Source organism: Pseudomonas syringae pv. cilantro, from assembly GCF_001293775.1.
GTDB lineage: Bacteria > Pseudomonadota > Gammaproteobacteria > Pseudomonadales > Pseudomonadaceae > Aquipseudomonas > Aquipseudomonas syringae_P.
Genome location: NZ_LGLN01000035.1, coordinates 69,195 through 93,560, shown reverse-complemented (window position 1 = coordinate 93,560; position 24,366 = coordinate 69,195). Strand labels below are relative to the sequence as shown.

36 protein-coding genes and 3 tRNA genes are annotated in these 24,366 nt (G+C 57.5%); 30 read left to right on the top strand and 9 right to left on the bottom strand.

The window, feature by feature from the left end; genetic code table 11:
• The first annotated feature begins 9 nt into the window (after window positions 1-9).
• The 3 genes from ABJ99_RS11120 to ABJ99_RS11110 all read left to right on the top strand — a co-directional run bounded on the left by ABJ99_RS11120 (window position 10) and on the right by ABJ99_RS11110 (window position 2,951).
• A complete protein-coding gene (locus tag ABJ99_RS11120) occupies window positions 10-810 on the top strand; it encodes a carbohydrate ABC transporter permease (RefSeq protein ID WP_003376266.1) in 801 nt (266 codons plus the stop codon).
• 12 nt (window positions 811-822) lie between these two features.
• A complete protein-coding gene (locus ABJ99_RS11115) occupies window positions 823-1,095 on the top strand; it encodes a DUF2160 domain-containing protein (RefSeq protein ID WP_003376264.1) in 273 nt (90 codons plus the stop codon).
• A gap of 86 nt (window positions 1,096-1,181) precedes the next feature.
• Window positions 1,182-2,951: an ABC transporter substrate-binding protein gene (locus ABJ99_RS11110; RefSeq protein ID WP_054085881.1), complete on the top strand. Its 1,770-nt coding sequence runs from the start codon at window positions 1,182-1,184 to the stop codon at window positions 2,949-2,951.
• Window positions 2,952-3,013: 62 nt separating this feature from the next.
• Here ABJ99_RS11110 and folD read toward each other — a convergent pair whose 3' ends face one another.
• Window positions 3,014-3,868 (bottom strand): bifunctional methylenetetrahydrofolate dehydrogenase/methenyltetrahydrofolate cyclohydrolase FolD, encoded by an 855-nt coding sequence (gene folD, locus ABJ99_RS11105; RefSeq protein ID WP_054085880.1) that lies wholly within the window; start codon window positions 3,866-3,868, stop codon window positions 3,014-3,016.
• A 293-nt stretch (window positions 3,869-4,161) separates the two neighbouring features.
• Here folD and ABJ99_RS11100 point away from each other — a divergent pair.
• The 4 genes from ABJ99_RS11100 to ABJ99_RS11085 all read left to right on the top strand — a co-directional run bounded on the left by ABJ99_RS11100 (window position 4,162) and on the right by ABJ99_RS11085 (window position 5,892).
• Window positions 4,162-4,238: transfer RNA gene (locus ABJ99_RS11100), tRNA-Arg, on the top strand.
• Between the two features lie 51 nt (window positions 4,239-4,289).
• A tRNA-His gene (locus ABJ99_RS11095) sits at window positions 4,290-4,365 on the top strand.
• A gap of 55 nt (window positions 4,366-4,420) precedes the next feature.
• Window positions 4,421-4,505, top strand: a tRNA-Leu gene (locus ABJ99_RS11090).
• A 163-nt stretch (window positions 4,506-4,668) separates the two neighbouring features.
• Window positions 4,669-5,892 carry a tyrosine-type recombinase/integrase gene (locus tag ABJ99_RS11085; protein WP_054085879.1) on the top strand — a complete coding sequence of 408 codons (1,224 nt, stop codon included), beginning with the start codon at window positions 4,669-4,671 and terminating at the stop codon, window positions 5,890-5,892.
• Here the strand turns inward: ABJ99_RS11085 and ABJ99_RS11080 are convergent.
• From ABJ99_RS11080 to ABJ99_RS11045, 8 genes are all read right to left on the bottom strand, one after another.
• Window positions 5,865-6,101 (bottom strand): helix-turn-helix transcriptional regulator, encoded by a 237-nt coding sequence (locus tag ABJ99_RS11080; protein ID WP_054085878.1) that lies wholly within the window; start codon window positions 6,099-6,101, stop codon window positions 5,865-5,867. The genes ABJ99_RS11085 and ABJ99_RS11080 overlap by 28 nt on opposite strands.
• A 36-nt stretch (window positions 6,102-6,137) precedes the next feature.
• Entirely contained in the window at window positions 6,138-6,383 is a 246-nt protein-coding gene (locus tag ABJ99_RS29095) for a hypothetical protein (protein WP_230081010.1), read from the bottom strand.
• Window positions 6,384-6,435: 52 nt separating this feature from the next.
• Window positions 6,436-6,636: a hypothetical protein gene (locus ABJ99_RS11070; protein WP_054085877.1), complete on the bottom strand. Its 201-nt coding sequence runs from the start codon at window positions 6,634-6,636 to the stop codon at window positions 6,436-6,438.
• Window positions 6,633-6,869: an Arc family DNA-binding protein gene (locus tag ABJ99_RS11065; RefSeq protein ID WP_054085876.1), complete on the bottom strand. Its 237-nt coding sequence runs from the start codon at window positions 6,867-6,869 to the stop codon at window positions 6,633-6,635. Before ABJ99_RS11065 ends, ABJ99_RS11070 begins: the two co-directional genes overlap by 4 nt.
• A complete protein-coding gene (locus ABJ99_RS11060; protein ID WP_054085875.1) occupies window positions 6,856-7,053 on the bottom strand; it encodes a carbon storage regulator in 198 nt (65 codons plus the stop codon). Before ABJ99_RS11060 ends, ABJ99_RS11065 begins: the two co-directional genes overlap by 14 nt.
• A gap of 43 nt (window positions 7,054-7,096) precedes the next feature.
• The gene (locus tag ABJ99_RS11055) at window positions 7,097-7,699 is read right to left on the bottom strand and encodes an Lcl C-terminal domain-containing protein (RefSeq protein WP_054085874.1); all 603 of its coding nucleotides are present in this window, start codon (window positions 7,697-7,699) and stop codon (window positions 7,097-7,099) included.
• A 132-nt stretch (window positions 7,700-7,831) separates the two neighbouring features.
• Complete coding sequence (locus ABJ99_RS11050; RefSeq protein WP_054085873.1) at window positions 7,832-8,137, bottom strand: response regulator transcription factor; 306 nt, start codon at window positions 8,135-8,137, stop codon at window positions 7,832-7,834.
• 164 nt (window positions 8,138-8,301) lie between these two features.
• The gene (locus ABJ99_RS11045) at window positions 8,302-9,081 is read right to left on the bottom strand and encodes an XRE family transcriptional regulator (protein ID WP_054085872.1); all 780 of its coding nucleotides are present in this window, start codon (window positions 9,079-9,081) and stop codon (window positions 8,302-8,304) included.
• 86 nt (window positions 9,082-9,167) lie between these two features.
• Here ABJ99_RS11045 and ABJ99_RS11040 point away from each other — a divergent pair, with 86 nt between their 5' ends.
• From ABJ99_RS11040 to ABJ99_RS10925, 23 genes are all read left to right on the top strand, one after another.
• Window positions 9,168-9,473 (top strand): transcriptional regulator, encoded by a 306-nt coding sequence (locus tag ABJ99_RS11040; RefSeq protein WP_054085871.1) that lies wholly within the window; start codon window positions 9,168-9,170, stop codon window positions 9,471-9,473.
• A gap of 135 nt (window positions 9,474-9,608) precedes the next feature.
• The gene (locus ABJ99_RS11035; RefSeq protein WP_054085870.1) at window positions 9,609-10,016 is read left to right on the top strand and encodes a hypothetical protein; all 408 of its coding nucleotides are present in this window, start codon (window positions 9,609-9,611) and stop codon (window positions 10,014-10,016) included.
• Complete coding sequence (locus ABJ99_RS11030; protein WP_054085869.1) at window positions 10,013-10,540, top strand: hypothetical protein; 528 nt, start codon at window positions 10,013-10,015, stop codon at window positions 10,538-10,540. The genes ABJ99_RS11035 and ABJ99_RS11030 overlap by 4 nt, the downstream gene beginning before the upstream one ends.
• Window positions 10,537-11,358, top strand: coding sequence for an ORF6N domain-containing protein (locus ABJ99_RS11025; RefSeq protein WP_054085868.1), 822 nt, complete (start codon window positions 10,537-10,539; stop codon window positions 11,356-11,358). The genes ABJ99_RS11030 and ABJ99_RS11025 overlap by 4 nt, the downstream gene beginning before the upstream one ends.
• Complete coding sequence (locus ABJ99_RS11020) at window positions 11,355-11,669, top strand: hypothetical protein (RefSeq protein WP_054085867.1); 315 nt, start codon at window positions 11,355-11,357, stop codon at window positions 11,667-11,669. The genes ABJ99_RS11025 and ABJ99_RS11020 overlap by 4 nt, the downstream gene beginning before the upstream one ends.
• Window positions 11,666-12,262 (top strand): hypothetical protein, encoded by a 597-nt coding sequence (locus ABJ99_RS11015; protein ID WP_054085866.1) that lies wholly within the window; start codon window positions 11,666-11,668, stop codon window positions 12,260-12,262. Before ABJ99_RS11020 ends, ABJ99_RS11015 begins: the two co-directional genes overlap by 4 nt.
• A complete protein-coding gene (locus tag ABJ99_RS29090; RefSeq protein WP_230081009.1) occupies window positions 12,259-13,047 on the top strand; it encodes a hypothetical protein in 789 nt (262 codons plus the stop codon). The genes ABJ99_RS11015 and ABJ99_RS29090 overlap by 4 nt, the downstream gene beginning before the upstream one ends.
• Window positions 13,044-13,829, top strand: a complete 786-nt coding sequence (locus ABJ99_RS11000) for an ATP-binding protein (RefSeq protein ID WP_054085865.1) — start codon at window positions 13,044-13,046, stop codon at window positions 13,827-13,829. The genes ABJ99_RS29090 and ABJ99_RS11000 overlap by 4 nt, the downstream gene beginning before the upstream one ends.
• Window positions 13,826-15,205 carry a replicative DNA helicase gene (locus ABJ99_RS10995; protein ID WP_054085864.1) on the top strand — a complete coding sequence of 460 codons (1,380 nt, stop codon included), beginning with the start codon at window positions 13,826-13,828 and terminating at the stop codon, window positions 15,203-15,205. The genes ABJ99_RS11000 and ABJ99_RS10995 overlap by 4 nt, the downstream gene beginning before the upstream one ends.
• Window positions 15,202-15,486 carry a hypothetical protein gene (locus ABJ99_RS10990; protein ID WP_054085863.1) on the top strand — a complete coding sequence of 95 codons (285 nt, stop codon included), beginning with the start codon at window positions 15,202-15,204 and terminating at the stop codon, window positions 15,484-15,486. The genes ABJ99_RS10995 and ABJ99_RS10990 overlap by 4 nt, the downstream gene beginning before the upstream one ends.
• Window positions 15,483-15,869, top strand: coding sequence for an antiterminator Q family protein (locus ABJ99_RS10985; RefSeq protein ID WP_054085862.1), 387 nt, complete (start codon window positions 15,483-15,485; stop codon window positions 15,867-15,869). Before ABJ99_RS10990 ends, ABJ99_RS10985 begins: the two co-directional genes overlap by 4 nt.
• Before the next feature lie 300 nt (window positions 15,870-16,169).
• Complete coding sequence (locus ABJ99_RS10980; RefSeq protein WP_054085861.1) at window positions 16,170-16,493, top strand: phage holin, lambda family; 324 nt, start codon at window positions 16,170-16,172, stop codon at window positions 16,491-16,493.
• Window positions 16,490-16,879 (top strand): hypothetical protein, encoded by a 390-nt coding sequence (locus ABJ99_RS10975; protein WP_054085860.1) that lies wholly within the window; start codon window positions 16,490-16,492, stop codon window positions 16,877-16,879. The genes ABJ99_RS10980 and ABJ99_RS10975 overlap by 4 nt, the downstream gene beginning before the upstream one ends.
• Window positions 16,839-17,027, top strand: a complete 189-nt coding sequence (locus tag ABJ99_RS29085; RefSeq protein WP_050585968.1) for a hypothetical protein — start codon at window positions 16,839-16,841, stop codon at window positions 17,025-17,027. The genes ABJ99_RS10975 and ABJ99_RS29085 overlap by 41 nt, the downstream gene beginning before the upstream one ends.
• 240 nt (window positions 17,028-17,267) lie before the next feature.
• Window positions 17,268-17,636, top strand: coding sequence for a Gp49 family protein (locus ABJ99_RS10970; RefSeq protein ID WP_054085859.1), 369 nt, complete (start codon window positions 17,268-17,270; stop codon window positions 17,634-17,636).
• Window positions 17,637-17,767: 131 nt separating this feature from the next.
• Window positions 17,768-18,097: a hypothetical protein gene (locus ABJ99_RS10965; protein ID WP_054085858.1), complete on the top strand. Its 330-nt coding sequence runs from the start codon at window positions 17,768-17,770 to the stop codon at window positions 18,095-18,097.
• Between the two features lie 247 nt (window positions 18,098-18,344).
• A complete protein-coding gene (locus ABJ99_RS10955) occupies window positions 18,345-18,554 on the top strand; it encodes a hypothetical protein (RefSeq protein WP_054085856.1) in 210 nt (69 codons plus the stop codon).
• Window positions 18,554-18,889, top strand: a complete 336-nt coding sequence (locus ABJ99_RS10950; RefSeq protein WP_054085855.1) for an HNH endonuclease — start codon at window positions 18,554-18,556, stop codon at window positions 18,887-18,889. The genes ABJ99_RS10955 and ABJ99_RS10950 overlap by 1 nt, the downstream gene beginning before the upstream one ends.
• A gap of 222 nt (window positions 18,890-19,111) precedes the next feature.
• Window positions 19,112-19,600: a terminase small subunit gene (locus ABJ99_RS10945; protein ID WP_054085854.1), complete on the top strand. Its 489-nt coding sequence runs from the start codon at window positions 19,112-19,114 to the stop codon at window positions 19,598-19,600.
• A 3-nt stretch (window positions 19,601-19,603) separates the two neighbouring features.
• Window positions 19,604-21,283: a terminase large subunit gene (locus ABJ99_RS10940; RefSeq protein ID WP_054085853.1), complete on the top strand. Its 1,680-nt coding sequence runs from the start codon at window positions 19,604-19,606 to the stop codon at window positions 21,281-21,283.
• Window positions 21,284-21,285: 2 nt separating this feature from the next.
• Window positions 21,286-22,500: a phage portal protein gene (locus ABJ99_RS10935; protein ID WP_054085852.1), complete on the top strand. Its 1,215-nt coding sequence runs from the start codon at window positions 21,286-21,288 to the stop codon at window positions 22,498-22,500.
• On the top strand, window positions 22,487-23,128 hold the full coding sequence (locus tag ABJ99_RS10930) for an HK97 family phage prohead protease (protein ID WP_054085851.1): 642 nt from the start codon (window positions 22,487-22,489) through the stop codon (window positions 23,126-23,128). Before ABJ99_RS10935 ends, ABJ99_RS10930 begins: the two co-directional genes overlap by 14 nt.
• Complete coding sequence (locus ABJ99_RS10925; protein ID WP_054085850.1) at window positions 23,125-24,327, top strand: phage major capsid protein; 1,203 nt, start codon at window positions 23,125-23,127, stop codon at window positions 24,325-24,327. The genes ABJ99_RS10930 and ABJ99_RS10925 overlap by 4 nt, the downstream gene beginning before the upstream one ends.
• Window positions 24,328-24,366: the final 39 nt, after the last annotated feature.

Genomic DNA, 24,366 nt, shown 5'->3' with positions numbered 1-24,366 from the left:
GGGCTGGTCATGAGTTTGCGCAAAATCATCCCGCTGTGGATTTACCTGCTGTTCCTGCTGGTGCCGATCTACTGGCTGGTGAACATGTCGTTCAAGACCAATACCGAGATTCTCGGCGGGCTGACGCTCTGGCCGCAGGATTTCACGCTGGCCAACTACAAAGTGATTTTCACCGACGAGAGTTGGTACAGCGGCTACCTTAATTCGCTGTATTACGTGTGCCTGAACACGGTGATTTCGCTGAGCGTCGCCTTGCCGGCAGCCTATGCGTTTTCACGCTATCGTTTTCTCGGCGACAAGCACCTGTTCTTCTGGCTGCTGACCAATCGCATGGCGCCACCGGCGGTGTTTCTGCTGCCGTTTTTCCAGCTGTATTCGTCCATCGGGTTATTTGATACGCACATTGCCGTCGCCTTGGCACACTGCCTGTTCAACGTTCCGCTGGCGGTGTGGATTCTGGAAGGCTTCATGTCCGGCGTTCCCAAGGAAATCGACGAAACGGCCTACATTGACGGTTACAGTTTTCCGAAGTTTTTCGTGAAAATTTTCATCCCGCTGATTGGTTCGGGAATCGGTGTCACGGCGTTTTTCTGCTTCATGTTTTCCTGGGTCGAGCTGTTGCTGGCGCGCACGCTGACATCGGTCAACGCCAAACCGATTGCCGCTGTGATGACCCGTACGGTCTCAGCGTCCGGCATTGATTGGGGGGTGCTGGCAGCGGCGGGGGTGTTGACCATCCTGCCGGGCATGCTGGTGATCTGGTTCGTTCGCAATCACGTGGTCAAGGGCTTTGCTCTTGGTCGTGTCTGAGGAGTCGAGAAAATGGAGTGGATGTCCTGGACACTGCCGACTGCGGCGTTCTTCATCAGTATCGGGTTGTTGCTGGTGGGCATGACCGTGTGGGAATTGCGCTCGGCGAGCATCGAACGCCGTGGCTTTCTACCGATTGTCACCACGCGTGGTGACCGCTTGTTCATTGGTCTTCTGGGCAGCGCCTACCTGCATTTGCTGGTCATTGGCGTGACTGACTGGAATATCTGGGTCGCTTCAGGGATTTCTCTGGTGTGGCTTGTGGTGGTAATGCGTTGGGGATAGGCGGCGGTCGGGCGTGATCAGCAAAGTGATCCGCTCGGCAGTATTCGAAAAAGCGGGACTACATAAAAGCAACACTGGAGATGACTATGTTCAATAAGAAAAACAAGCTGCAACATAGCGTGACGCTGGCGACCATGATCATGCTCAGCGGTTTGAGTGTTTCGGCTTGGGCGGATCAGTACGAAGAGGCGGCGAAGAAGTGGGCGGCCAGTGAGTTCAAGCCGAGTACGCTTTCCGATGCCGAGCAATTGAAAGAGCTGGAGTGGTTCATCAAGGCCGCCGAGCCGTTTCGTGGCATGGACATCAAGGTGGTGTCGGAAACCCTGACCACTCACGAATACGAGTCGAAAACCCTGGCCAAGGCGTTCACCGAAATCACCGGTATCAAAGTCACCCACGACTTGCTGCAGGAAGGTGACGTCATCGAGAAGCTGCAAACGGCCATGCAGTCGGACAAGAGCATCTATGACGGCTGGGTCAATGACTCGGACCTGATCGGTACACACTTTCGTTATGGCAAGGCCGTTTCTCTCACGGATATGATGGCCAATGAAGGCAAGAACGTGACGTCGCCGACCCTGGATATCAAGGACTTTATCGGCACGTCGTTTACCACCGCTCCAGATGGCAATCTTTATCAGTTGCCTGATCAGCAGTTCGCCAACCTGTACTGGTTCCGTGCCGACTGGTTCGAACGCCCCGACCTGAAAAAGAAATTCAAGGACAAGTACGGCTACGAGCTGGGCGTTCCGGTCAACTGGTCGGCTTACGAGGACATCGCCAAGTTCTTCAGCGAAGACGTTAAGGAGATCGACGGCAAGAAAGTCTTCGGTCACATGGACTACGGCAAGAAAGACCCGTCACTGGGCTGGCGTTTCACCGATGCCTGGTTCTCCATGGCCGGCAGCGGCGACAAGGGCTTGCCTAACGGTCTGCCGGTGGACGAGTGGGGTATTCGCGTCGAGGATTGCCATCCGGTCGGCTCCAGCATCACCCGTGGTGGTGACACCAACGGCCCGGCGGCAGTGTTCGCCACGCAGAAATACATCGACTGGCTGAAAGCCTATGCACCGCCAGAAGCGGCGGGCATGACCTTCTCCGAATCCGGGCCGGTGCCGTCGCAGGGTAACGTCGCGCAACAAATCTTCTGGTACACCGCCTTTACCGCCGACATGACCAAGCCAGGCCTGCCGGTCATGAACGCTGACGGCACGCCGAAGTGGCGCATGGCACCTTCGCCGAAAGGGCCGTACTGGAAAGAAGGCATGAAGCTCGGCTATCAGGACGTGGGTTCGTGGACCTTCCTGAAGTCTTCCGACGAGAAAAAACGTCTGGCGGCCTGGCTGTATGCTCAGTTCGTGACGTCGAAAAGCGTCTCGCTGAAGAAAACCATCGTTGGCCTGACGCCAATTCGCGAGTCGGACATCAACTCCAAAGAGATGACCGCTCTGGCACCGAAGCTGGGTGGGCTGGTGGAGTTCTATCGCAGCCCGGCGCGCGTGCAATGGTCGCCTACCGGGACCAATGTGCCTGACTATCCGAAACTGGCGCAACTGTGGTGGAGCCACGTGGCCGAGGCGGTCACTGGCGAAAAAACAGCGCAACAGGCGCTGGACGGTCTGGCCAAGGATCAGGATGCGATCATGACGCGCATTGAGCGTTCCGGGGTTCAGAAGGCCAGCAATTGTGCGCCGAAGATGAATCCTGAGACATCGGCTGAAGAGTGGTATTCCAAGGCCGAGCAAAGCGGCGGCAAGTTCCTTGCGCCGCAACGCAAGCTGGCCAACGAGAAGCCCAAGGGTGAAACCATCGCCTACGCTGACCTGCTGAAGAGCTGGGAAGCGGCCAGGAAGTAAGGCTTTTCGGGAATAAAAAACGGCACCTCAGGTGCCGTTTTTCATAGGGAGCGACAGGCTGATCAGTCGTGCAGGGTTTCTGCCGCGTACAGCGTGTTTTCCAGCAGGCAGGCGCGGGTCATCGGCCCGACGCCGCCCGGAACTGGTGTAATCCAGCCGGCGCGGGGCAGGGCAGTGTCATACACCACGTCGCCGACCAGCTTGCCATCGTCCTGTCGATTGATGCCGACGTCGATGACGATCGCGCCCGGCTTGATCCATTCGCCTTTGACCAGTCCCGGTTTGCCGGCGGCAACCACTACCAGATCGGCACGGCCCACGTGGCCTGCCAGATCCCTGGTGAAGCGGTGGGTAACGGTGACGGTGCAGCCCGCCAGCAGCAATTCCATCGCCATCGGGCGGCCGACAATGTTCGACGCGCCAACCACCACGGCATCCAGCCCGTACAGATCGACGCCGGTACTGTCCAGCAGTGTCATGATGCCTTTCGGCGTGCACGGACGCAGTAGCGGAATACGCTGGGCCAGACGGCCGACGTTATAAGGATGGAAACCGTCCACGTCCTTGTCCGGGCGGATGCGTTCCAGCAGCAGCGAGGCGTCCAGATGCGCAGGTAATGGTAGCTGCAACAGGATGCCGTCGACGGCAGCGTCTTCATTGAGGCGGTCGATCAGGTCGGTGAGCGCAACCTGGGTGGTGTCGGCGGGCAGGTCGTAGGCCTGGGAGATAAAGCCGACTTCCTCGCAATCCTTGCGCTTGTGCGAAACGTAAACCTGAGAGGCGGGGTCGCTGCCCACCAGAATCACCGCGAGGCCCGGCGTACGCAAGCCTTGCTGGCTTCGTTCGGCGACACGTTTGGCGATCTGCTGGCGCAGGCTGGCGGCGATCGCTTTGCCGTCGATTAGTTTTGCAGTCATGACGCGTGATTAACCATCGAGAGGAAATAAAATGAGCGCGCATTCTCGCATGACATGGCGCGAGGGCAAAGGCGCATGCGGCGGTTATTCAGCTAACTCCTTTATCTAGCTGAATTTTTTTCAGAAAAAGGTTGACGACCCCAGGGGGCGTCTATAAGATTCGTCGCACTTGTCGGGCAGAGCCCCGCACTGGTTAAGCTAGCACTGGTTGATTCGGTCAGGCAGAGTTGCAAATCAGCTCGGTGTGATTGATAGCCTTTTAGTTTGTTATCGCAAGAATACAAATTATATAAGTGCCCGTAGCTCAGCTGGATAGAGCATCCGCCTTCTAAGCGGATGGTCGCAGGTTCGAGTCCTGCCGGGTGCGCCATTTAAGGCAGCATTGGCACAGCAAGTAAGTTGTACCGTCACATGCAATATGGTGGGCGTAGCTCAGTTGGTAGAGCACAGGATTGTGACTCCTGCGGTCGTGGGTTCGAACCCCATCGTCCACCCCATATTAAAAGGGCGCCAGATTCATAGTCTGGCGCCTTTGCTTTAACAGTTTGAAACGCGGATGTGGTGGAATTGGTAGACACACTGGATTTAGGTTCCAGCGCCGCAAGGTGTGAGAGTTCGAGTCTCTCCGTCCGCACCAGATACACTTTCGCCGGGTTCCACTGAGAACCGCGAAAGCCAAGAGAAGCCCGCCTGGCGCGGGCTTTTTATTGCGTCGAGTTCCGCAAGAATCCAGCGTCTTCCGCACATTTTTAGTACATTAGTCAGTCCATCGTTAATTCGAGCTGACTGGTGATGTACTAATGCCCCTGACTGACACCGCTGTCCGGCAAGCAAAGGCCAAGGAAAAAGACTACAGCGTCACCGATGGTGATGGGCTTGCACTGTTTGTGTCTGCCAACGGAACAAAGTCGTGGCACTTCCGATACTCCTGGCACGGCAAGCAGCCGCGCATTTCCCTCGGCACATACCCTGAGATCGGCTTACGCGATGCCCGCGAGCTGCGTGATCAGGCCCGCTCAATGGTTGCTCGAGGCATTGATCCACGGTCAGAGCGTCGGCAGGCACAGCAGGCGAGCGCGGAATCCCAGCAGAACACTTTTGAAATCGTTGCCGAGCGCTGGTATGCCTTCCGCTCGCCACGTCTGAGCAACGCAGCAAAGGGCGGACGCCATCAGTCACGCCTTTACCTCGACAAAGATCTGTTACCCGTCCTGGGCAAGTTGCCTATTGCTGATATTCGCCGCGCCGATGTACTAGCCGCTGTGCGTCGGGTTGAAAAGCGCGGGGCACTGAATGTCGCGGAGAAGTGCAGAACCTGGCTCAACCAGATATTCCGCTTTGCCATTGCCGAGGGGCTGATTGAGACAAATCCTGCCGCTGACATGGATATCGTCGCTGCTGCCCAGCCGCCAGTCAGGCATAACCCGTACCTCAAGCGGGAAGAGCTGAAACCCTTCTTGCTGAAACTTCGTGAGTACGACGGCTCTTTGTTTACGCTGCTGGCTATCCGGCTGCTGATACTAACCGGCGTGCGAACGGGAGAGGTGAGGGCGGCAACGCCCGGTCAGTTTGACCTGGACGCCGGCTTGTGGACGATCCCACCGGAGAACGTGAAGCAACTTGCATTGAAGGTGAAGGATGGATCAGGGGATATACCGCCCTATCTGGTGCCACTTTCGCGGCAGGCGGTTGATGTTGCGCGCCAGCTTATGTCGATGACCGGGCAGTGCAAGCTGCTCATACCGGGGCGCAATAACCCCAACACTCCAATGAGCGAAAACACGGTCAACGACGCAATAAGCAGGATGGGATACAAGGGCAAGCTGACTGGTCACGGCCTGAGGGCCACGCTGTCGACTGCCCTGAACGAGATGGGCTACAACCCCGATTGGATCGAAGCGCAGCTATCACATGCGGGGGAAAACAAGGTACGCAGGGCTTATAACCATGCCGCATACGTGGAACAGCGGCGGGGGATGATGCAGGACTGGGCTGACTACCTGGATTCTGTAGAGGCTTCCTGATCAGCTCTGGCGGCCTCGACCTGGGCCCTGTTCCAGGCGACGACCTCGGATTTGACCCAGGCTACCGAGCGTCCGCCCAGTTTGACCTGTTTTGGAAACTCGCCGGTCTTTGCCATTTCATAGATTTTGCTGGTCTTGTAACCGACCAGCTTAATTACCTCGGGGAGGCGGATGAATTCAACGGGTTCGTCGTTGCGCGCGGTGTTCATAGTTTTACTCCGGGCCGCGCTGGGCGGCGGAAGGGGTTAGAGGCTGGCGCGAAGGTCACGCACCCAGGCATTACGTTCAGTGGTGCGCTTTTGCTCGTCCGCCCACTTCTCCTTTTGGTATTCGATATCTTTGGCTGCTCTCAGCTTCGAGCCTTTCCAGTCGTCCGGAGCTCTGTACCAGATTTCGCCAAACCGCCAAATTCCATCACGGATTTTCGAGCGGATAGCGTCCTCGCTGTAGCCAGACTCGCTGGCGAATTTCCTGATGGTCATGTAGCGCATTGGCTGCTACTCCTGCCGCGTCAGGTTTGGAACTGCGGGTGAAACTGACGCGTCAGCCTTCATCATCTCGCGCCCCCGATTCAGCTACGGTGCGCAGCTTGAGTGCGATACCGCAGGAGTTGGCCAGACCGGTGAGTTGGCCAACTGTGGTGGCCGGGTCTTGAAGCGCCTGACCGAACCGGATCAGACGCTCGCCCAGGCTTTCGAACTCGGTGCGCAGTTGGACCTGGGTGCCTTGGCTTAGAGTGCTCATGCCTGATGCTCCTGATTGGCCTTTGCCGCCTCCTGAGCCGCCTTGGCCAGCGCATCAAGCAACAGCGCTTGTTGCTCTTGGCCATGCAGGTAAAGGCGAAGGGCGCGGATCACGACTGTGTTCATACTGGTGTCGCTTGATGCCGCTGCACGCTCGACCTCGCTGCGCATGTCGTCCGGGAGGCGTACGACGAATTTGTCTGCGCCGCGGCTACCACCTTCATACCGTTTCATGGCGATCACTCCCGGTGCGAGGGTTGGCCAACTTGGCAGTACGGACTTCGGAACGGTCGACGGCCAGCTCGGCCGGAGCATCGATGCCCAGGCGGATCTGGCCGTCGCGGCCACTGATCACGGTGATTTTGATGTCGTTACCGATGATTATTGATTCGCCGAAGCGACGGGTTAGACACAGCATGGTGGCTCCTTGCAGGCGCTGCGCGCCCAAAGCAATTAATGAATCAGCGAATGAATCTGCGGACGGGGCGGACGCGGAGCTCGCTGATCTTGGCGCGGTTGTACTGACTGCCATCATCGAAGTACTGAAAGAATGCGTTGTAGGCGGAGCGCTGCGTGCTCGACCAGTAGCAGCCCTCTTCAAAGCGGTCGGAAAGGTATGCCCAACCGTGATTCAGCTCAGCGGCGGAGGGCAGGTAGAAGTCGCTTTGACCGTCTGCCGTGTACTGACTCGCATAGAAAGCTGCAGGAAAACCAGCGTTCAGAGTAAGCAGTGCCTGGGTATTGGTGCGTCCATCGAACCTGCTCGTCGCACCAGTTTCAGTGCCGCTCGGACCCCATTTGAAATTCCCGGCATCCTCTTGCGCGTAGATCACATGGCACAGCCCTTCGGGATACTGGCGCACGCCGCCGTAGATGCCGCCCTGGCCAGCCCAATACGCGCCTATCTCTGGCGCTTCCAGTGTTTCCGAGTGCGCATCCTTCGCCGGCTCTGGCCGGGTTGTTCCGCTTGCCAGAAAACCGCGTATAAGGCCGGCCGCGACAGGGGATATCCCTTCGACGGAAATGTTCACGTTCAGCGTGTTAATCAGTGGTGCCTGCTTCATTTCACTTTCTCCAGGCAAGCCGAGGGCCTGCCGCGATCGTTGGCTTTCGCAAAATCAGGTTTGTGTTAATGCGTCAGATCGAGCCTGAACACTGGACTGCCCAACTGCGAGATGGGCACGCCGCTGCTCAGATCATGCGATGAGAACGCCTGCGTGCTGGTCTTTGTTATTGCGATGGTGCGGATCTGGGCTGGCCGGGGCTGTATAAGCGAAGCTGATCAGGCCGCGGCGGAACGCTTCGGCAACCAACGCGGCGCGACTTGATACGCCAAGCTTGAAAAAAATTCGCTCAACAGTCTTTTTCACGGTGCCCGGCGCACACTCCAGTGCTCTGGCTACTTCCTTGTTTGCAAGACCAGAGCATATCGCCAAAGCAGTGCGCAACTCTTGATCGGCCAACACACCCTTGGTGCCTTGGAGTCCTTTAAATTTGATCATCTTACGTACCTTCTCTCTGCCGTGTGCGTTGGTGACAGGCAAAATATAAGCAGATTTATAGAAGTGGGCAAGCGGTTTTTGAATAATTTTTATCAGTTTGCTTTTTCCCGGATGTCAGGCACAAAAAAACCCGGCATGCCGGGCTTGGATGGTTGGCGAATTACCTAGTAAAAAGAGGCTCCCCAGAAAACACGCCCCATTATGCGAATCCGAGAATCTTCCATTTCACGCGCTGTGTACGTTTCGTCAGGGTGCTCTGCTGTGTTGTAGCTTCGAACCCGAATTCCGCCACCAGGGAGTCGATAAAGTGCCTTCACCCTGATCTGGCCTCCGTGGTCGATAACGTACATCTTTCCGTCCACAACCAAACTTTCGTTCATATTTGCAAGGACAGTGCTGCCGTCATGCAATACCGGACTCATTGAGTTTCCCGAGATAGCTACTGCAACGACGTGTTCAGCTCCCACGCCCTGTTTCTCTAGAATCTCGTTGTTAAGGTCAAGCCGTGCGGTTGCGCTGATCTCGACAGCTGTCCTGCTGGGATCATCAGGATCGTCAAGCTCAATCAGGTACGGAATTTCCGATGTGAGAAGTGAGTTAGAGGGAGCGAATTTACTGACCGCCTGAAGGGCTTCGATCCTTTTCCGGACAGCGTTATTGAGCGGTGCGTCATCCTCATGCTCCCCATTAACGAGCTCCTCAAGAGCCGCCGCCCAAAGATCCTTGGGATCTTCCAGGGTGTGGATATCCCCTTCGCCGGTTTGGAGCCACAAGCTATTTACCCCGCACTCCTGAGCGATTTGAAGCAAATACGAGGACCGCAAAGTCTTCCCGGATTCAAGCTGACTGATTGCGGTCTGAGCGATGCCGACCTTCTCTGCCAACTCGGACTGAGTCAGATGGGCTTCTTTGCGCGCGAGCTTGATTCGTTCTGATAGGTTCATCCGCTCATCCTATAAATTAGCTTATAGTGTTGCAAATAAGTATTCTTCTGTGCAGTCTATAAAAGGACTTATCAGAGGCCGCCTTCATGGCTAAAAAAATCAGCGAACTAATTAATTTTTTCGGCAGCCAAGCGAAGACTGGGGAGGCCCTGGGTGTCTCGCAGGCTACGGTTTCTTATTGGCTGTCAGGATCGCAAAAGGTTAGCCCCGAAAAGGCACTGCTTGCCGAGGCCGTCACCGATGGCGCCATCCGAGCGTCTTCGCTCTGTGAGCTTATTGCTCAACTCGAAGCTCGCCACAAAGTAGGTGAATCATCCGCTGAATTCTTGATCTCCGCACGTGGGCCTGATGGCTCTGTATGCGTATCCAGTACTGCGCAGGCCTCCCCGTGACCTCCTGCCAATCAAAATTTTTGCTGTCTGGCTAACCCAAACGCCAGGCAACAAAAAGCCCGCTTCGTAGGCGGGCCCTTTAACCACTCCCGGCAAGGAGTGTTTCGAAACTTCTCGTTCTTGGAGAACGAACCAATGCACGCAAAAAATACCACCACGTCCCCAGTAGCGCAAGCGTCTTCGGAAATCACGTTTACCGCCGAACAGAAGCGGTTTATCGCAGACCTTCTGATCGCCGAAAGAAAGCATGCGTCCCGCTGGTGGACGTACCTGAATGAAATGCGTCTCGCCAGCCAGCTTCCGGAGTGGTGTGCTGACAAGAAAGATGTCGGCGACCACCTGGATTATGACGCCTGGGCGAAGGACTGCAGCGCAACAAGTTGGGCGCTTCTGGGGTTCAGTGGTCATCTGAACCGTTTTGACGCGGCTTCGGGCAAGGACGTGATCGATCTTGCCGTTGGCAAGTGGGCAACACTGGACGACAAGCGCGCGCCACGAAACGACATGCCTCTGGATTGTGGCGCGAACGGTGAAGTCCAATGAAAGCTGTAATTCCCAAATCACCGCGCCGTGTCCCGAAACGCAAGCAGATAGGTCTGCGCGAGAAGCCAGAGCAGGCAAGCGCATGGGACCGCCTACCCTTTGTGGGCCGCGATCACAGCAAGCATCACTCCAGCTGGGACGTGCCCCTGTCGGGCGGATACTTCGCTGGCATCGATGTTGGAAAGCTCGTGTTCCGCATGTACCTAAAATATGTCCGCGATGAGCAGGGCAACCCGCTTGCTTTGATCAGCACACACCTAACAGGAATGCTGCATTCGCTTGAGAACAGAAACCCGGTCACCAAGGAGGAGAAGGATTCTGTTAGCGGTCAGCGTGTCGGGTTCTTCAGCGAGCTTTCAACGTGGGTTGAGGCTTCTGCGTGCCGGTTGGGTAGCAGCCTCGACGCCATTCCGCATCGGTCGTTTATGCAGTCAGCCAACGAAGCGCTGCAGCGTGACGATGCTTCGCTCATGGCTGCGATTGAAGTTGCTGCGCGGAAGAAGAAAGCGGAGGCCTCGCAATGAGCCCGATCAACATCAACAACACACCGGTTCCCATCGTTGAGTATCGCGGCCAGCGCGTTGTCACGCTCGCAATGATCGATCAGGTGCATCAGCGGCCAGATGACACCGCCGGGCGCAATTTTCGGGAGCATCGCAATCGGCTGCTGGAGGGTTCTGACTACTTCATCATTTCCCGCGCTCAAAACAGCGAAATTCGCGGTTTAGAGACTGATATCCCTAATCGCGGCCTGATCGTCCTGACCGAGCAGGGCTACCTGATGCTCGTCAAGTCTCTGACTGATGATCTGGCCTGGACAGTCCAGCGCCAGCTGGTCAGTAACTACTTTCGTACGCCATCTGCGCCGATGCTACCCCAGGATCTTCCGGCAGCTCTGCGCCTTGCCGCTGACCTCGCCGAAGAAAAGGCCGTGCTGGCAATCGAAAACCAGCAGCAGGCCAAGAAGATCGAGGCACTTGAAAACCTCTTCATGCCGGGCGAGACGCCGACCCAGTTCGCGAAGCGCCTCAATGGCGTCAACAGCCAGCAGATCAACGCCGTGCTGCTGGATTTGCGGTGGATCTACAACACAGAGAAAGACCCGGAGCACTCACCGAAGTACCGGGTGTACAGCATCGCCCGGTCGAAACAGTGGCTCACCGAGAAGCCAGTCAAGGTCAGTGGAGAGGGCGTCACTGCGTTCATTCGTTACGCGCCAGTGATGCTAGAGGAAGGCACCAAGAAGCTGTTCGACCTCTACATGGCCTTGAAACTGCCCATGAAAAAGACGTGGGATGGGCAGTTTTTTTACGAGAAATTCAATCCGGAGAAGCCCCTGTGAGCAAGAAAATTACCTACGACGAACTCATGGGGCAGATCGCCGAGGCCGCTGTGAACTACCAGCAGGCCGAGACGCAGCGCAACAGCCTGCGTCGTGAGTTGAATGCTCTGTACAAGACCTACTTCACCGCATACGGGCATCCGTACCCCGATGAGCCACGCAAGCGCATAGACCCCGAGGATGACCGGTTCAGCGGTGTATTGCGCTTCACCGATGCTGCTTTCCAGCGCTGGCTTGCGGCGCGCTATCTGACCACCAGTACCAAATGCAAGATGCGCACGCTGATCCAGCGCCTGGAGCGTGCGCTGTGAGCAATGTAATCAACCTTTTCCCAAAGCTCACCTCAGCAGACACGATTAATCAGGAATTCTTCGAACGATTCACTGATGTCGCGCTGCTGCTCAAGTGTTTCCAGAGCGTTCAAGATGCAGTCGAGTTCATTCATGACGGTGGCAAAATCGAAGAGCGTGACGACAGCTACATTGATCTGGTCGGCGCGTACTGGGCGCTCAAGGTCCTGTTCGAGCGCCGTACCGGCGGAGACGCCCAGAAGGTTTCAGACGATCACCGAGAGGTGGAGAGTCGGTGCCTGCTGGCAGGTGAGCAACCGCCAGATATGCACATTCCAGTAGCTGGCTCGTTCGTTGCGCCTACGCCCCCTGAGGTATACAGCGAGCTAAGTGATATGGCACTGGCATGCAAGGCATTCAACTCTGCCGAGCAGATCCGCCTGGGCACAAACGCGACGCTTGCTGCAAACAACGCGCAAATCGGTGCCACGCTTGCTGTGGAGGCGATCAACGTCACAACCGCGCTTCGCCAGCTTGTGCTGCGCCTCTCCGGTGGATCACTGGAGGCGATGGCCGCACAGATAGCCCGCAAGCCAGGGGAGACGCTGCAATGAGCATCATCCGCGCCCCTCGCCCAGAGGGGAATTTCTACCTGTTGAGCAAGAGCATCAGCGAGGACCGGCGATTGAGCTGGGCAGCTCGTGGTGTTTTGGTGTTCCTACTCGGCAAGCCTGATCACTGGAAGGTCTCACCCGCCCACCTGCGCGGTGAGACCGCCGGGTCTGCGAAGCCAACGGGTCGTGATGGTATCTATGGCTTGCTCGACGAGCTCATCAACGCCGGATATGTCCGACGTGAACAGCCTCGTTCCGGGGCTGGAGTGCTGGGCGAAGTGACCTATTTTGTGTCTGAGTCACCGCTTACGGATTTACCGTATCCGGCTGAGCCGCTTCCGGCTGGACCGCATACGGCAAATCCGACACTAGTAAGTATTGAAGGTAAGCAAGTACTGAAAACTCCAGTAAGTACTGAAAACCCTTCGGGTGCTGGAAAGGGGAAGAGTCCAAAGTTCGACCCTACAGCGGTGAAGCCTGCTAATGCATCGGAAAGAGCCTGGACTGACTTCTGCGATATGCGGAAAACCAAACGGGCACCACTGACGCTTCGTGCTTGCGAAATGATCGCCGCTAAGCTGGCAAACCATGCCGACCCAGACGCGGTGCTGGATAAGTCCACCGCCAGCAGCTGGAGCGACGTGTCCCCCGAGTCTGTCCTGCCAGGAACCAGCGCCAAGAACGGAAAGCCATCTCGTCACACCCAGCTCGATCAGGTTGACCACACCGACGGGCTGGAGCTGGACGGCAATGGCAACTACCGGATTTCTGGAGGTGACCAATGAGCCAGGCCCGCTACACCGTCGACAGCCGCCCAGGCGTTTGCTCGATCCACGGCCAGTACACCAATGCGCTGGTTGAGCAGTTCGGCGCAGACCCGATCTGGTACGGCTGCCCGCGCTGCGAGTTCGATAATCGCCATTCAACTGACATCAGCGTCCGCGCTGGCGGCGTGCTGCTTCACAGGGATCGCTTGCTGAACGCACAGCTGCTTGATACGTGCATCCCTGTCCGCTTCCAGCAGGCCACCCTTGAAAACTGGGTCGCCGGGAGTGACGATGCCAAGGCTCGCGCCTGGAACGTCGCCAGGGACTACGTGGAGCGTTTCGCGGAGAACTACGATGCCGGGCGTTGCATGATGCTGCTCGGTCAGGTGGGAACCGGAAAGACGCACCTCGCCACGGGCATCCTGCAGCAGGTCATCCGGTATTTCGGTTCCCAAGGCGCGACTGGGCGCTACACCACGGCCGGGACGATCATCCGTAGCGTCAAGGAAACGTTCGGCTCGCCAACGAAAACCGAAGCACAGGTCTATGCCGATCTGATCCGCCCGCACTTGCTGGTGATCGATGAAGTGGGCTTGCAGAACGGCACCGACTTCGAGCGGCAGGTTCTGTTCGAGGTGATCAACGGACGATACGAGCAGCTCAAGCCGACGATAGTCATCAGCAATCTGAGCATCACCGACCTGAAGCTGAGCATGGGCGACCGTGCAGTGGATCGCCTGCGTGACCGTGGCGGGCTGGTGTGCGTGTTCCGCTGGCCGTCGGCGCGAGGTGCAGCATGAGCCGCGAACTTTACAGCCTTGAGGCTGAGCACGGGATTCTGGGCGCATTACTGCTGGACGCTTCACTGTTCGACGCCATCACCGCCCGGATCACGACGGCCGACTTCGCCTATGACGACAACGCCGCGCTGTATCAGGCAATCATCGACACGCACGCAGCCGGTCAAATGATCGATGTGGTGACGGTGGGCGTCGAGCATCCGGAGTTGCCCAGCGGCGCGCGAACCCTGGCCTATGCGTCAGAGATAGCCAGAAACATTCCCAGCACCGCGAACTGGGCCGGATATCAGCGCATCGTGCTGGAGCGTTCCGCGCTGCGCCGGGTGGTTGAGGTCGCGGAAGTGATCAAGGATTCGGCCAGCGAAAGCTTGCCGGTCGCCGACATCATCGCGCTGGCCCAGCAGGCAACAGCGGATCTGCGCGACCTGGGCGCACCCGACCGGAAGGATTATTACAAGTACAGCGAGGTTCTGACCCCCGTAATCGATGGCATCGACAGTCGATTCAACGGCGCAAAACAGCTCGGGCACTCAAGCGGCCTAAAGGATCTGGACGACCTAATCCGTGGTCTGCGCAACAAAAACATGATCGTGATCGCCGGCCTGCCGGGCTCAGGCAAAACAACGCTGGGCGTGCAGATCGCCCAGCATATTGCATGCTTCGACAAAGGCGTCGGTCTCATCGTCTCGATGGAAATGACCAAGGAAGAGCTGGTAACGCGCGGCATTGCGTCCGTGGGCGGTGTAAGCCTGACGCGTCTTGATGAGGGGCATACGCTCCAGGACGAAGACTGGCCGAAGATCACTAGCGCCGTGAACGTGTTGGCGAACTCCCGCCTGTTCGTCTGCGATGAGGAAGGCATGACTGCTGCCCGGATTCGGTCAACAGCCAGGCAGGTGCAGCGCAAAGAGGGCCTTGACATCGTGGTGGTGGACTACATCGGCCTGATCGCCGCTGAAGGTAGCGGGCAGAACCGAACGCTCGAGCTGGGCAAGATATCCACTGCGCTGAAGAACATGGCCAAAGAGCTGAACATTCCGGTGATCGTGCTGGCGCAGCTCAACCGTGGATCAACCAACCGCACTGACAAGAAGCCACGCCCGAGCGACCTGCGTGACTCTGGTCAGATCGAGGCTGACGCTGACGTCGTGATCCTCGTTCACCGGGATATGGACAGCGAGGAAGGCCAGAACGGCGTGGTTGAATTGATCGTGGGCAAGTGCCGCCACGCCAAAACCGGGTCGTGCATGGTTCAGCAGCAGGGGCAGTTTGTCCGCTTTGTGGACTTCGCCGGAAATCCACGCGCAACAGACGAGGAGGTCGAAATGGGCCGCTCGTCATTCGCCAATCGTTTCAATCGGGGTAGCCAGTCATGAGCAATGTTACAGCGGCACTGCCGCGCAAGAGCCTGACGGCAGTGGAATGCAAATTCCTCAAGATCGGCAACCGCCAGTTGCTCGAAGCCAACAACGGCCGGATGGCCTCGGCCGCGCTGATGGATATCGTGGCCGACTGGCACGCCTCTCGGGCGAGCGCAGGCTTCGAAACCTTCGCCCGCGCATGGATTGCTGAAGGCAACGCCAAAAGCGCCATAGCCACCAAACTGCTGAAAGAACTCTTCGGCATGAATGAACCAGATCCGAGGAAGGCAGCATGAAAAAGCGTACATACGTCGATAAGCCCCTGGGCGACACCGAATACCTGCTGGAAAACTGGGGCTCCTGGCGGATGTCTGGCATGGGCGTGCCGCGCTACGTCTCCCCGCTGGCTGCGTTGAAGAACCAGTGCTGCCCGGAGCCGAGCGCAACGACTTATGTGATCACCGATGACACGGCAATGCTTGTGGACGCCACTATCGCAAGGTTGATTACGCGCAACCAGCAGATGGGGGATTTCATCTGGTGGTACTTCGGCTCCAAATGGACGATGGTCCGGATTGCCGAGCATCACAAGATGTCGGAGCGATCCGCGCGCGAAATCATCCGGCAGGGAGTGGCGTGGATTGATGGTGCTTTGGGAGATATTTCCGAGGCTGCGTAAAAAGTTCTTTCAGGCCTGATAAACACCTGTTTTTATAGCACGGTGTTCAGCTGTTCCAGCGCGGCACCTTAATCAAAAGCCCGGCCGAGTGTTGGGTTTTTTGCTTTATGCAGATGAATGCGCAGGCTGATGCGCAAAGGTCACGGGCTTTGCCCTGGGGAAATCGGAGCCCCTCTGGACTATGGTGCAACTCCATCAACCCGAATGCCGGGATCAGCTCCGGCCATCTGCACCCATTTCAAAGGCTCGCCATATCGGCGGGCCTTTTTCGTTTATAGATCCCGCAAGGGCCAAGACCGGATGCGCACTATGCCCGACAAGCCAGACACCTGGGCCAAGCTCTGGATGGCCCTTTCGAATCCACTATGGCAGGGCGTGATCATGGCCATCGTCGTCTCTTTACTGCGCATTCTTAACGACGCCAAAGAAACCAGTAAGCGCCGGATCCTGCTCGAGTCGCTGATCTGCGGCTGTCTGAGCCTGGTCGCTTCCAGCCTGATCGAGTGGATGACCTGGCCGCCCAGCCTGTCGGTAGCGGCGGGTGGAACGATTGGTTTTCTCGGTGTAACGGCCATTCGCGAGTTAGTCGCCCGATTCATTGGCCGCAAGGTGGACATCACATGAAGGCTATCGCCGCTGCAATCATCATTGCGCTAGTGGGCTTGTTGCTCGTTGGCATCCAGCAGTACCGCGTCGTCGCACTCAGTGGCGCCATGCAGCTGGAGACAAAGAGCAAGAACGACGCCATTGCCGCCAACACCGAAAGCCAAGCCACCATCACCACGCTGCGGGCAGAAGCCCAGCGCAACACTGCCTATCTGAAGGACTTGAACCAGCGGATCAAGGCCAGTGAAGACAAAGCCAAACAGGCGAGGAAAGACTTTGAAGACCTCAAGCGCAACAGCAAGCCGGTTCGTGATTGGGCTTCTCAGCCTTTGCCTGACGGCTTGCGCGGCAAGTCCGCAGCCGGTGCTGGTAAAGACAACAGCAGTAAGGCTAGAACCCCCTGAGCTGATCCCCTGCGAACGCATCAACGCTGATGAAGCCGATCTGCGGCTGAACGGCGATGTGTGGGAACTGAAGGACCAGGCCATCAAGCTGCTGGATACGTGCGCAGACCAGGTCGACGCACAGATCCAGCGCAGCCAGAGCAAGTAGACAACCCCATTCCATTCACCCGCCATAAATGGCAGTCACTGAGGCAACGATCATGGGATCTAAAACCAATTCATCGAAAGCGGTATCCGCACTGGGCTACCTCGGCTTGGCATTCCTTGCGGCTGCCGGCCTTCTGCTCTATTCGCTGGCCTGACGCGCCACAAAATCAGACACTGCCATTTCGTGGCGCGAACACCGACAGCCCTGGCATACGCCGGGGCTTTTGCATTGGAGAAGAGCATGAACGACCAAGCAATCGAGAAAGAGATTCAGGCCAAAGGCAAAACGGCACCGCGTATCACTCCGGCCGACCTGCAAGCCAACATCGACGGCGAGTATTACTTCACCGCCGCCGATGGTGTTCAGACGGCGTTCGCGCAGCAGGATGAGGTGACCCGTCTCACCGGTGCCCATGGCGAGCTTGCTCTTCTGACGTTCTGTGTGCTGAGGCTAAAGAACGGCTTCACGGTCACTGGTGAATCTGCATGCGCCAGCCCGGAAAACTTCGACGCCGAGATCGGCCGCAAGATTGCCCGACAGAACGCTGAGCAGAAGATCTGGCCGCTCATGGGTTACGAGCTTAAGCAGCGCCTGCACACCCCGAAGTGAAAAAGAACTGGATGGTCACGACACCCGGCCACAAGCCATTCCCGATGATCCTTCTGGAGTGCGCCCTCGATCAAGCAGGTGCGCTTGCCTTTGCCCGGTCGATCTGGTCGCGCTGCACAGTGGAGTAACGCATGACCGACACCAAGACACTGAAGGTGGCCACGATCATTCCTGGTCCTCAGTCGAACCCGAACGGCCCGCACCTAGCCCAAGGCACCAAGGTAATTCTTTCTGATGGCAGCGAGTTGAGCGGTGTTGCCGGCGTCACCCTGCGTGCAGAGGCGGGCGGCCTTTGGAAGGCGACCATTGAAGTCTATCCACGCGAAGTGCCCACCATCACGGCACTGGCTGCCGAGGACCGCTGGTACGCATCCGGCGGCGGATGCCTGGTTACTAAGGGCTGTGCCAATGTCCCGTTGGACGAAGCGCTCCATCTGGAGCCAGGCGAGCGGGTCAGGTGAGCGGCCTTACTGAAGCCGAAGCCAGAGTGGCACGGCTACTCGGTGATGCCTGGAACGCCTACCTGGCGCTCCCTGTTGAGCATCTAATGGATCAGCAGGAGTTCTGCACAGCCGTCCATCGGTGCCAAGACATGGTGCTTGCTCGATGCGGTAGACGTGCGCTGAACAGCAAAGGAGCAGACGACGATGGCCTGTAGTGGATGCGACGCCCGTCGCGAGTGGTTCAAGAAGTGGACGAAGGTGGCATATGAACGAGCACAGCAACTCCTTGCTAAGCCAGATCCTGGCCGAGCAGGTGAAGCAGACCCAGCTGCTACAGAGCCAGACCGATCTGCTACACCGGATGGCAGAGCAGCAGGTGACGCTGATTGAAGCGCTTGCAGACAGTGAGTCGGAAGACCCGGACGCCGAGCCCACGCACTACATGAGCGGCGCACCCATCACTGGTTATCCCTGATGGGTAGGCTGAAGACTCTCAAGAGCACGATGCAGAAGCTTCCGGACAGGCTGCAAACGATCAACACGAACTCATGGCGAGCAGGCAAGACTACAGCTGCCCAGCGTGGGTACGACTCCAAGTGGCAGAAGGCACGCTTGGTTCACCTCGACGCAAACCCACTGTGCGTCTACTGCGACAGGAAAGGCAGGGTGACAGCCGCTAACACAGTCGACCACGTGATACCGCACAGAGGCGATATGACGCTGTTCTGGGACCGTTCTAACTGGATGTCCCTATGTGGCCCTTGCCACTCATCTGTCAAGCAGGCAGAGGAGGCTCAGGGGTTTCGCTGATTGGTGGCACTGGCGTGCTACAAGCCAAGTATCCAGATGTGCGCTACTGACGTGCTACAACCACAAAGCTCCTCTTGTGCGGCAGTGACGTGCTACATGCGCTATAACGGTGCAGCACGCCAATGACGTGCTAGGGGGGGGTAAAAATCTTGGCTTTCGTCATACGGAAGACCACTCCCCCTCCCATCCGTACTTTTTTTCCCGACCCTAAGGTTTTTGTTAATGGTGTTAACAGACAAACAACAACGGTTTGTTGACGCCAAGGCCCGAGGTGCGTCCAACAAAGAAGCAGCCGAGGCCGCAGGTTGTAAGGCCTCTACGGCATCCGCTGCCGGTTCCCGATGGGCGAATGACCCGAAAATCAAGGCAGCGATCTTGGCGAGGGCGCAGGCGGGGGATGTTAATCCTGATCGTAATCATCAGCGCGCCTCCGAAGCGGGTGGCGATCCAGAGGAAGGCCCGGAGCAGGGCGGGGAGTACCTTGACTGCCTGCCCGACACCGAGGACCCGCTTGTCTGGCTGCTGGCGCTGATGAACGAGCCCAGGGCGAAGATTTTCGACCGCCGTAACGCTGCCCAGACAGCCGTCCCGTATGTGCATGGCAAAAGGGGCGAGGCGGGCAAAAAGGAGCAGAAAGCCGAAGCATCAAAAGAGGCCAGTAGAGGCCGGTTCTCAGCTGGCAAACCGCCGCTTTCAGTCGTAAAGAGGTGATCAATGCTGTGGACCACTGCCTGTCCTGACTGGTGGAGACGTCTCTCTGCGCGCGAATCAATCATTCCGGAACCGCTTTTTCCTGCTGAAGCTGAGGAAGGCCTTGAGGTATTCCGGTCGCTAAAGATTGTGGACGCGCCCGGCAGTCCGACGATGGAAACGGCTTGTGCGCCCTGGGTGCTGGCGTTCGCTGGAGCGATTTTCGGCAGCTACAACAGCGAAACCGGCCAGCGCCTGATCAGCGAGTATTTTCTCTGCATTCCCAAGAAGAATTCGAAATCGACGATTGCCGCCGCGATCATGCTCACGGCGCTGGTGCGTAACTGGCGGCTTGAGGCTGAGTTCATCATCCTCGCGCCGACCAAAGAAATTGCTGACAACTCGTTCAAGCCTGCGGCTTCGATGATCAAGCATGACGAAGAGTTGAATGCGCTCATGCATGTTCAACCCCACATGAGGCTGATCACGCACCGCGAAACTGGCGCGACTCTAAAGGTCGTTGCGGCGGACAGCGACGTCGTCGGCGGGAAAAAAGCGGTTGGCGTTCTGATCGACGAAGCCTGGCTGTTTGGGAAGAACCCCAAGGCTCCGGACATGATCCGCGAGGCAACGGGTGGTCTGCTGTCGCGACCTGAAGGCTTCATCATTTGGTTGACGACTCAATCGAACGAGCCGCCAGCTGGGATATTCAAGTCGAAGCTGAGCTACGCGCGCGGCGTTCGAGAAGGAAAGATTCACGACCCTCGCTTCCTGCCGGTGATTTACGAGTTTCCGCCGGAGATGATCAAGAGCGGGGAGGCTCGGCTGCCCGAGAACTTCCACCTGGTGAACCCGAACATGGGTTACTCGGTGGACAGGGCAAGCCTTGAAAGGCTGTACATGCAGGCCGAAATAGACGGCGAAGCAGAGATTCGTGGGTTTCTCGCCAAGTTCCTGAACATCGAGATCGGCCTGGCGCTGATGTCCGACAGCTGGGTTGGTGCGGACTTCTGGGAACCTCAGGCAGAGCCCGGCCTTACGCTTGACAGCCTCATTGAGCGCTGCGAGGTGATCGTCGTTGGCGTTGATGGTGGTGGCCTCGACGACTTGCTCGGGCTGGCCGTAATGGGGCGGGTTCGTGACTCGCGTGACTGGCTGCACTGGGCTCATGCCTACGCTCACCCGTCGGTGCTCACGCGCCGTAAATCTGAGGCCCCACGGATTCAGGATTTGGCCGCTATCGGCGACCTGACGCTGGTGCAGAAGATAGGCGATGACGTCGCAGCGCTGGCCGTCATTGTCCAGCGGATCAACGATGCCGGACTGCTCGACAAGGTGGGTCTCGACCCGGCCGGAATCGGCGCGGTGCTCGACGCGCTGTCGGATGTTGGTATCAGCGAAGAGCAAATCATCGGCATCTCTCAAGGCTGGAAGCTCACGGGCGCGATTAAAACGACCGAGCGCAAGCTGGCCGAGGGCGCGTTCCTGCATTGCGGGCAGCCGCTTATGGCTTGGGCTTGTGGCAATGCCAAGGGCGTGCCGTCCGCGAACGCCTTTTTGATCACCAAACAGGCGTCGGGCACCGCGAAAATTGACCCGCTCATGGCCACGTTCAACGCCGTTTCGCTGCTTTCCCTCAATCCAGAGGCTAAAGGCGGCCTTGACGACTACCTCAATAACGGATTTTTCGGACTAGTAGGCTGAACATGGCATTTCGTTGGTACAACCCCCGATCGTGGGGATTCCTTGGCTATACCGACCCAACGACCGGCAATTACGTCGAAGTCGACATGGAGGTCGGCGGCAAGAAAACCAAAGCCGGCGTTACGGTGACCACCACCACCGCGCTTTCGATCAGCATGGTGTGGTCATGCGTGAAGATCCTCTCTGAGTCGTTGAGCGGGCTGCCCTTGAAGCTGTATGAGGACAGCGAGAAAGGCCGGAAGCTGATTCCGGGCACTGATCGCGCGCTTAAGCTCTTGCGCAAGCCGAATCCCTACATGACGCTGCTGAACTTCCTCAAGTTCGTCGTGGTGAACATGGCGTTGAGGGGTAATGCGTTTGCATTGATCGAGCGGAACCGCAACGGCGACCCTGTCGGGTTCGTACCGCTGGACTGCAACACCGTCACGATCGACACGGATGACGATCTCGTCTACTGGGTCACGCCAAAGAATGGCGACCGCTTCCCGGTGTCGCCAGAAAACATGCTGCACTTCAAGCTTTTCAGCCTGGACGGGATCGTTGGGCTTTCACCGATTGAATATCAAGCAGAGACGATGGGTCTGGCCAAGGCCGGTCAGCAGTGGTCGTCTCGCTTCATGCGCAAAGGCGGATTCACCGGCGGGTACGTGATCTACGAGGGCTTCCTGAACAAACAGCAGGAAACCCAGATCATGTCGAAGTTTCCGGATGTGCGAAAGGCCGATGCGGATGACATAGGCAAGGTTGCCATTCTGCAGGGCAATCCGAAGATCGTACCGGCTGGCCTCAGCCAGAAAGACGCCCAGTTCATTGAGTCTCAGCAGTTTCAAGAAGAAGCGCTGGCGGGCATCTACGGCGTACCTCTCTGGCTGGCCAACAGGGCCGGCAAAACCTCAATCATGGGCTCGAACCTTGAGCAGCAGCTCACCGGCTTCATCACTTTCGGATTGAAGCCCTACATCGATGTCGTTGAAGACGAATTCAACGACAAGGTGTACCGAAAATATTCCCGATTTGTTGAATTCACCGTTGAGGGATTGTTGCGTGCCGACAGCGCAGGGCGCGCCGCCTATTACCAGGCCGCTTTGGGCGGCTCCGGCGGATCTGGCTGGATGACGATCAACGAAGTTCGTGAAAAGGAAAACGAAACGCTCTTGGATGGCGATGAATACAACCGGATAACCCGGTGGGAGATGCAAACAAATGTCAAAACTTGAAGTCCCGTTTGAACTCAAGGCAGTGGACGAAGCAGGCAACTTTGAAGGCTACGCCGCTGTTTTCAACAACGTTGACTTGGGCGACGACGTAATCCTGCCAGGTGCGTTTACCAAAGTGAAAACGACGCGCGGCGGCAAACTGAAGCTGGCGCTGTATCACGACCTGACCCGCCTGGTTGGCGCTGCCGATTACACCCAGGACGATCACGGCTTGCTGCTCAAGGGCAAGGTGAATCTGGCGGTGAGCTACGCGCGCGACGCCTATGAACTGATGAAGTCCGAAATCCTGGACAGCATGTCCATCGGCTTCAACACCATCAAGGCTGACTTTGAAGAGCGAGCGGGACGCCGGGTTCGCATCATCAAAGAAGCCGAGCTGTGGGAGGCGTCGTTCGTGCCATTTGGCATGAACCCCGAGGCGCAGGTGCTCACTGTTAAATCTGACATTCGACTATTCGAGAATGCCCTGCGTGAACGCATGGGGCTTTCTCAGAAAGAGGCGGCAGCAGTCGCTTCACTCGGCTACCCCGCACTGCGCCGTGATGGCGGCAATGAGGCCACGGCGATCGTGGAAGGGCTGAAATCACTATCCACCACTTTTGACCAATTTTTTAAGGTGTCGCCATGACCGATGTACTTGAAGTAAAAAACTCCCTCGAAGCCCAGCTTAAAGAGGGTTTCGGTGGACTGCAGAAAAAATACGACGCGGTTGCCGAAGAGCTACAAAAAGGCAATACCGTCACCACGGAGATGAAATCTCAGATCCAGAAACAGAAGGATGAGCTGCAAAAAGTCATCGATCAGGTTCAGGATCTCGAGCAGAAGGGCGTCAAACTGCGCGGCCAGCCAGGCGAAGGCAAATCCTTCATTGATATGGTCGGTGGCCACGACGACTACAAGGGCCTGCAACAGAAAAGCGTGAATTCGGCCACGATCGAGGTCACCAAGTCCGACCTGGCCGGCATGAAAGAAATGAAGCTGGCCAGTGCCGGTCTGGTAGCCCCGATTTACGACCCGGTTATCCAGCAGGGTATCCGGCAGGAACTGCGCATTCGCGACCTGCTCACCACCATTCCGGTTTCCGGGCAGGCTTACACCTACTTCCGCGAGAACGTACACACTCGCGGTGCTGCGCCGGTGGCCGAAGGTGGCTTGAAGCCAACCAGCAATGTGACATTCACCACCGAAACTGATCGTGTCAAGAAGATCGCGGTGTGGATGCCTGCGACGGACGAAGTGCTCTCCGACGTACCTCAGATGTTCGCCTACATCCAGCAGCTGCTGCGCTACGACCTGAAGCTGGAGGAAGAGGGCCAAATCCTCAAAGGTGACGGCACTGGCGAGAACCTGAACGGCCTGATGACCCAGGCGACCACCTACAACGCGGCTCTGAGCAAGACTGGTGACACCGCGATTGACCTGGTCCGCCGCGCGATCTACCAAGTTCGCAAGCAGTCGAAAATGTCTGCTGACGGCATTGTCATGACCGAACTCGACTGGATGAACATCGAGTTGCAGAAGGATGCGGACAACCGCTATCTGTTCGCCAACCTGCAAGGCCTGGTGACTCCGATCCTGTGGGGTCGCCCGGTCATCACGTCTGACGCAATGGAAGAAGGCGATGCGGACGCGGGCGGCGAGTTCCTGGTAGCCAACTTCGCCCGATCGACAACCCTGTTCGACCGCATGACCTTCCAGTTCAAAATGGGCCTGATCAACGATCAGTTCATTCGCAACGAGATCGCAATGCTGGTCGAGGAGCGTCTGGGTCTCGGCGTGCGTCGCCGGGAAGCACTGGTCAAGGGCAATCTCCCAACGGCCAGTTAATTCAATCCACGCTCATCCAAGGTCGGCGCTCAGCCGGCC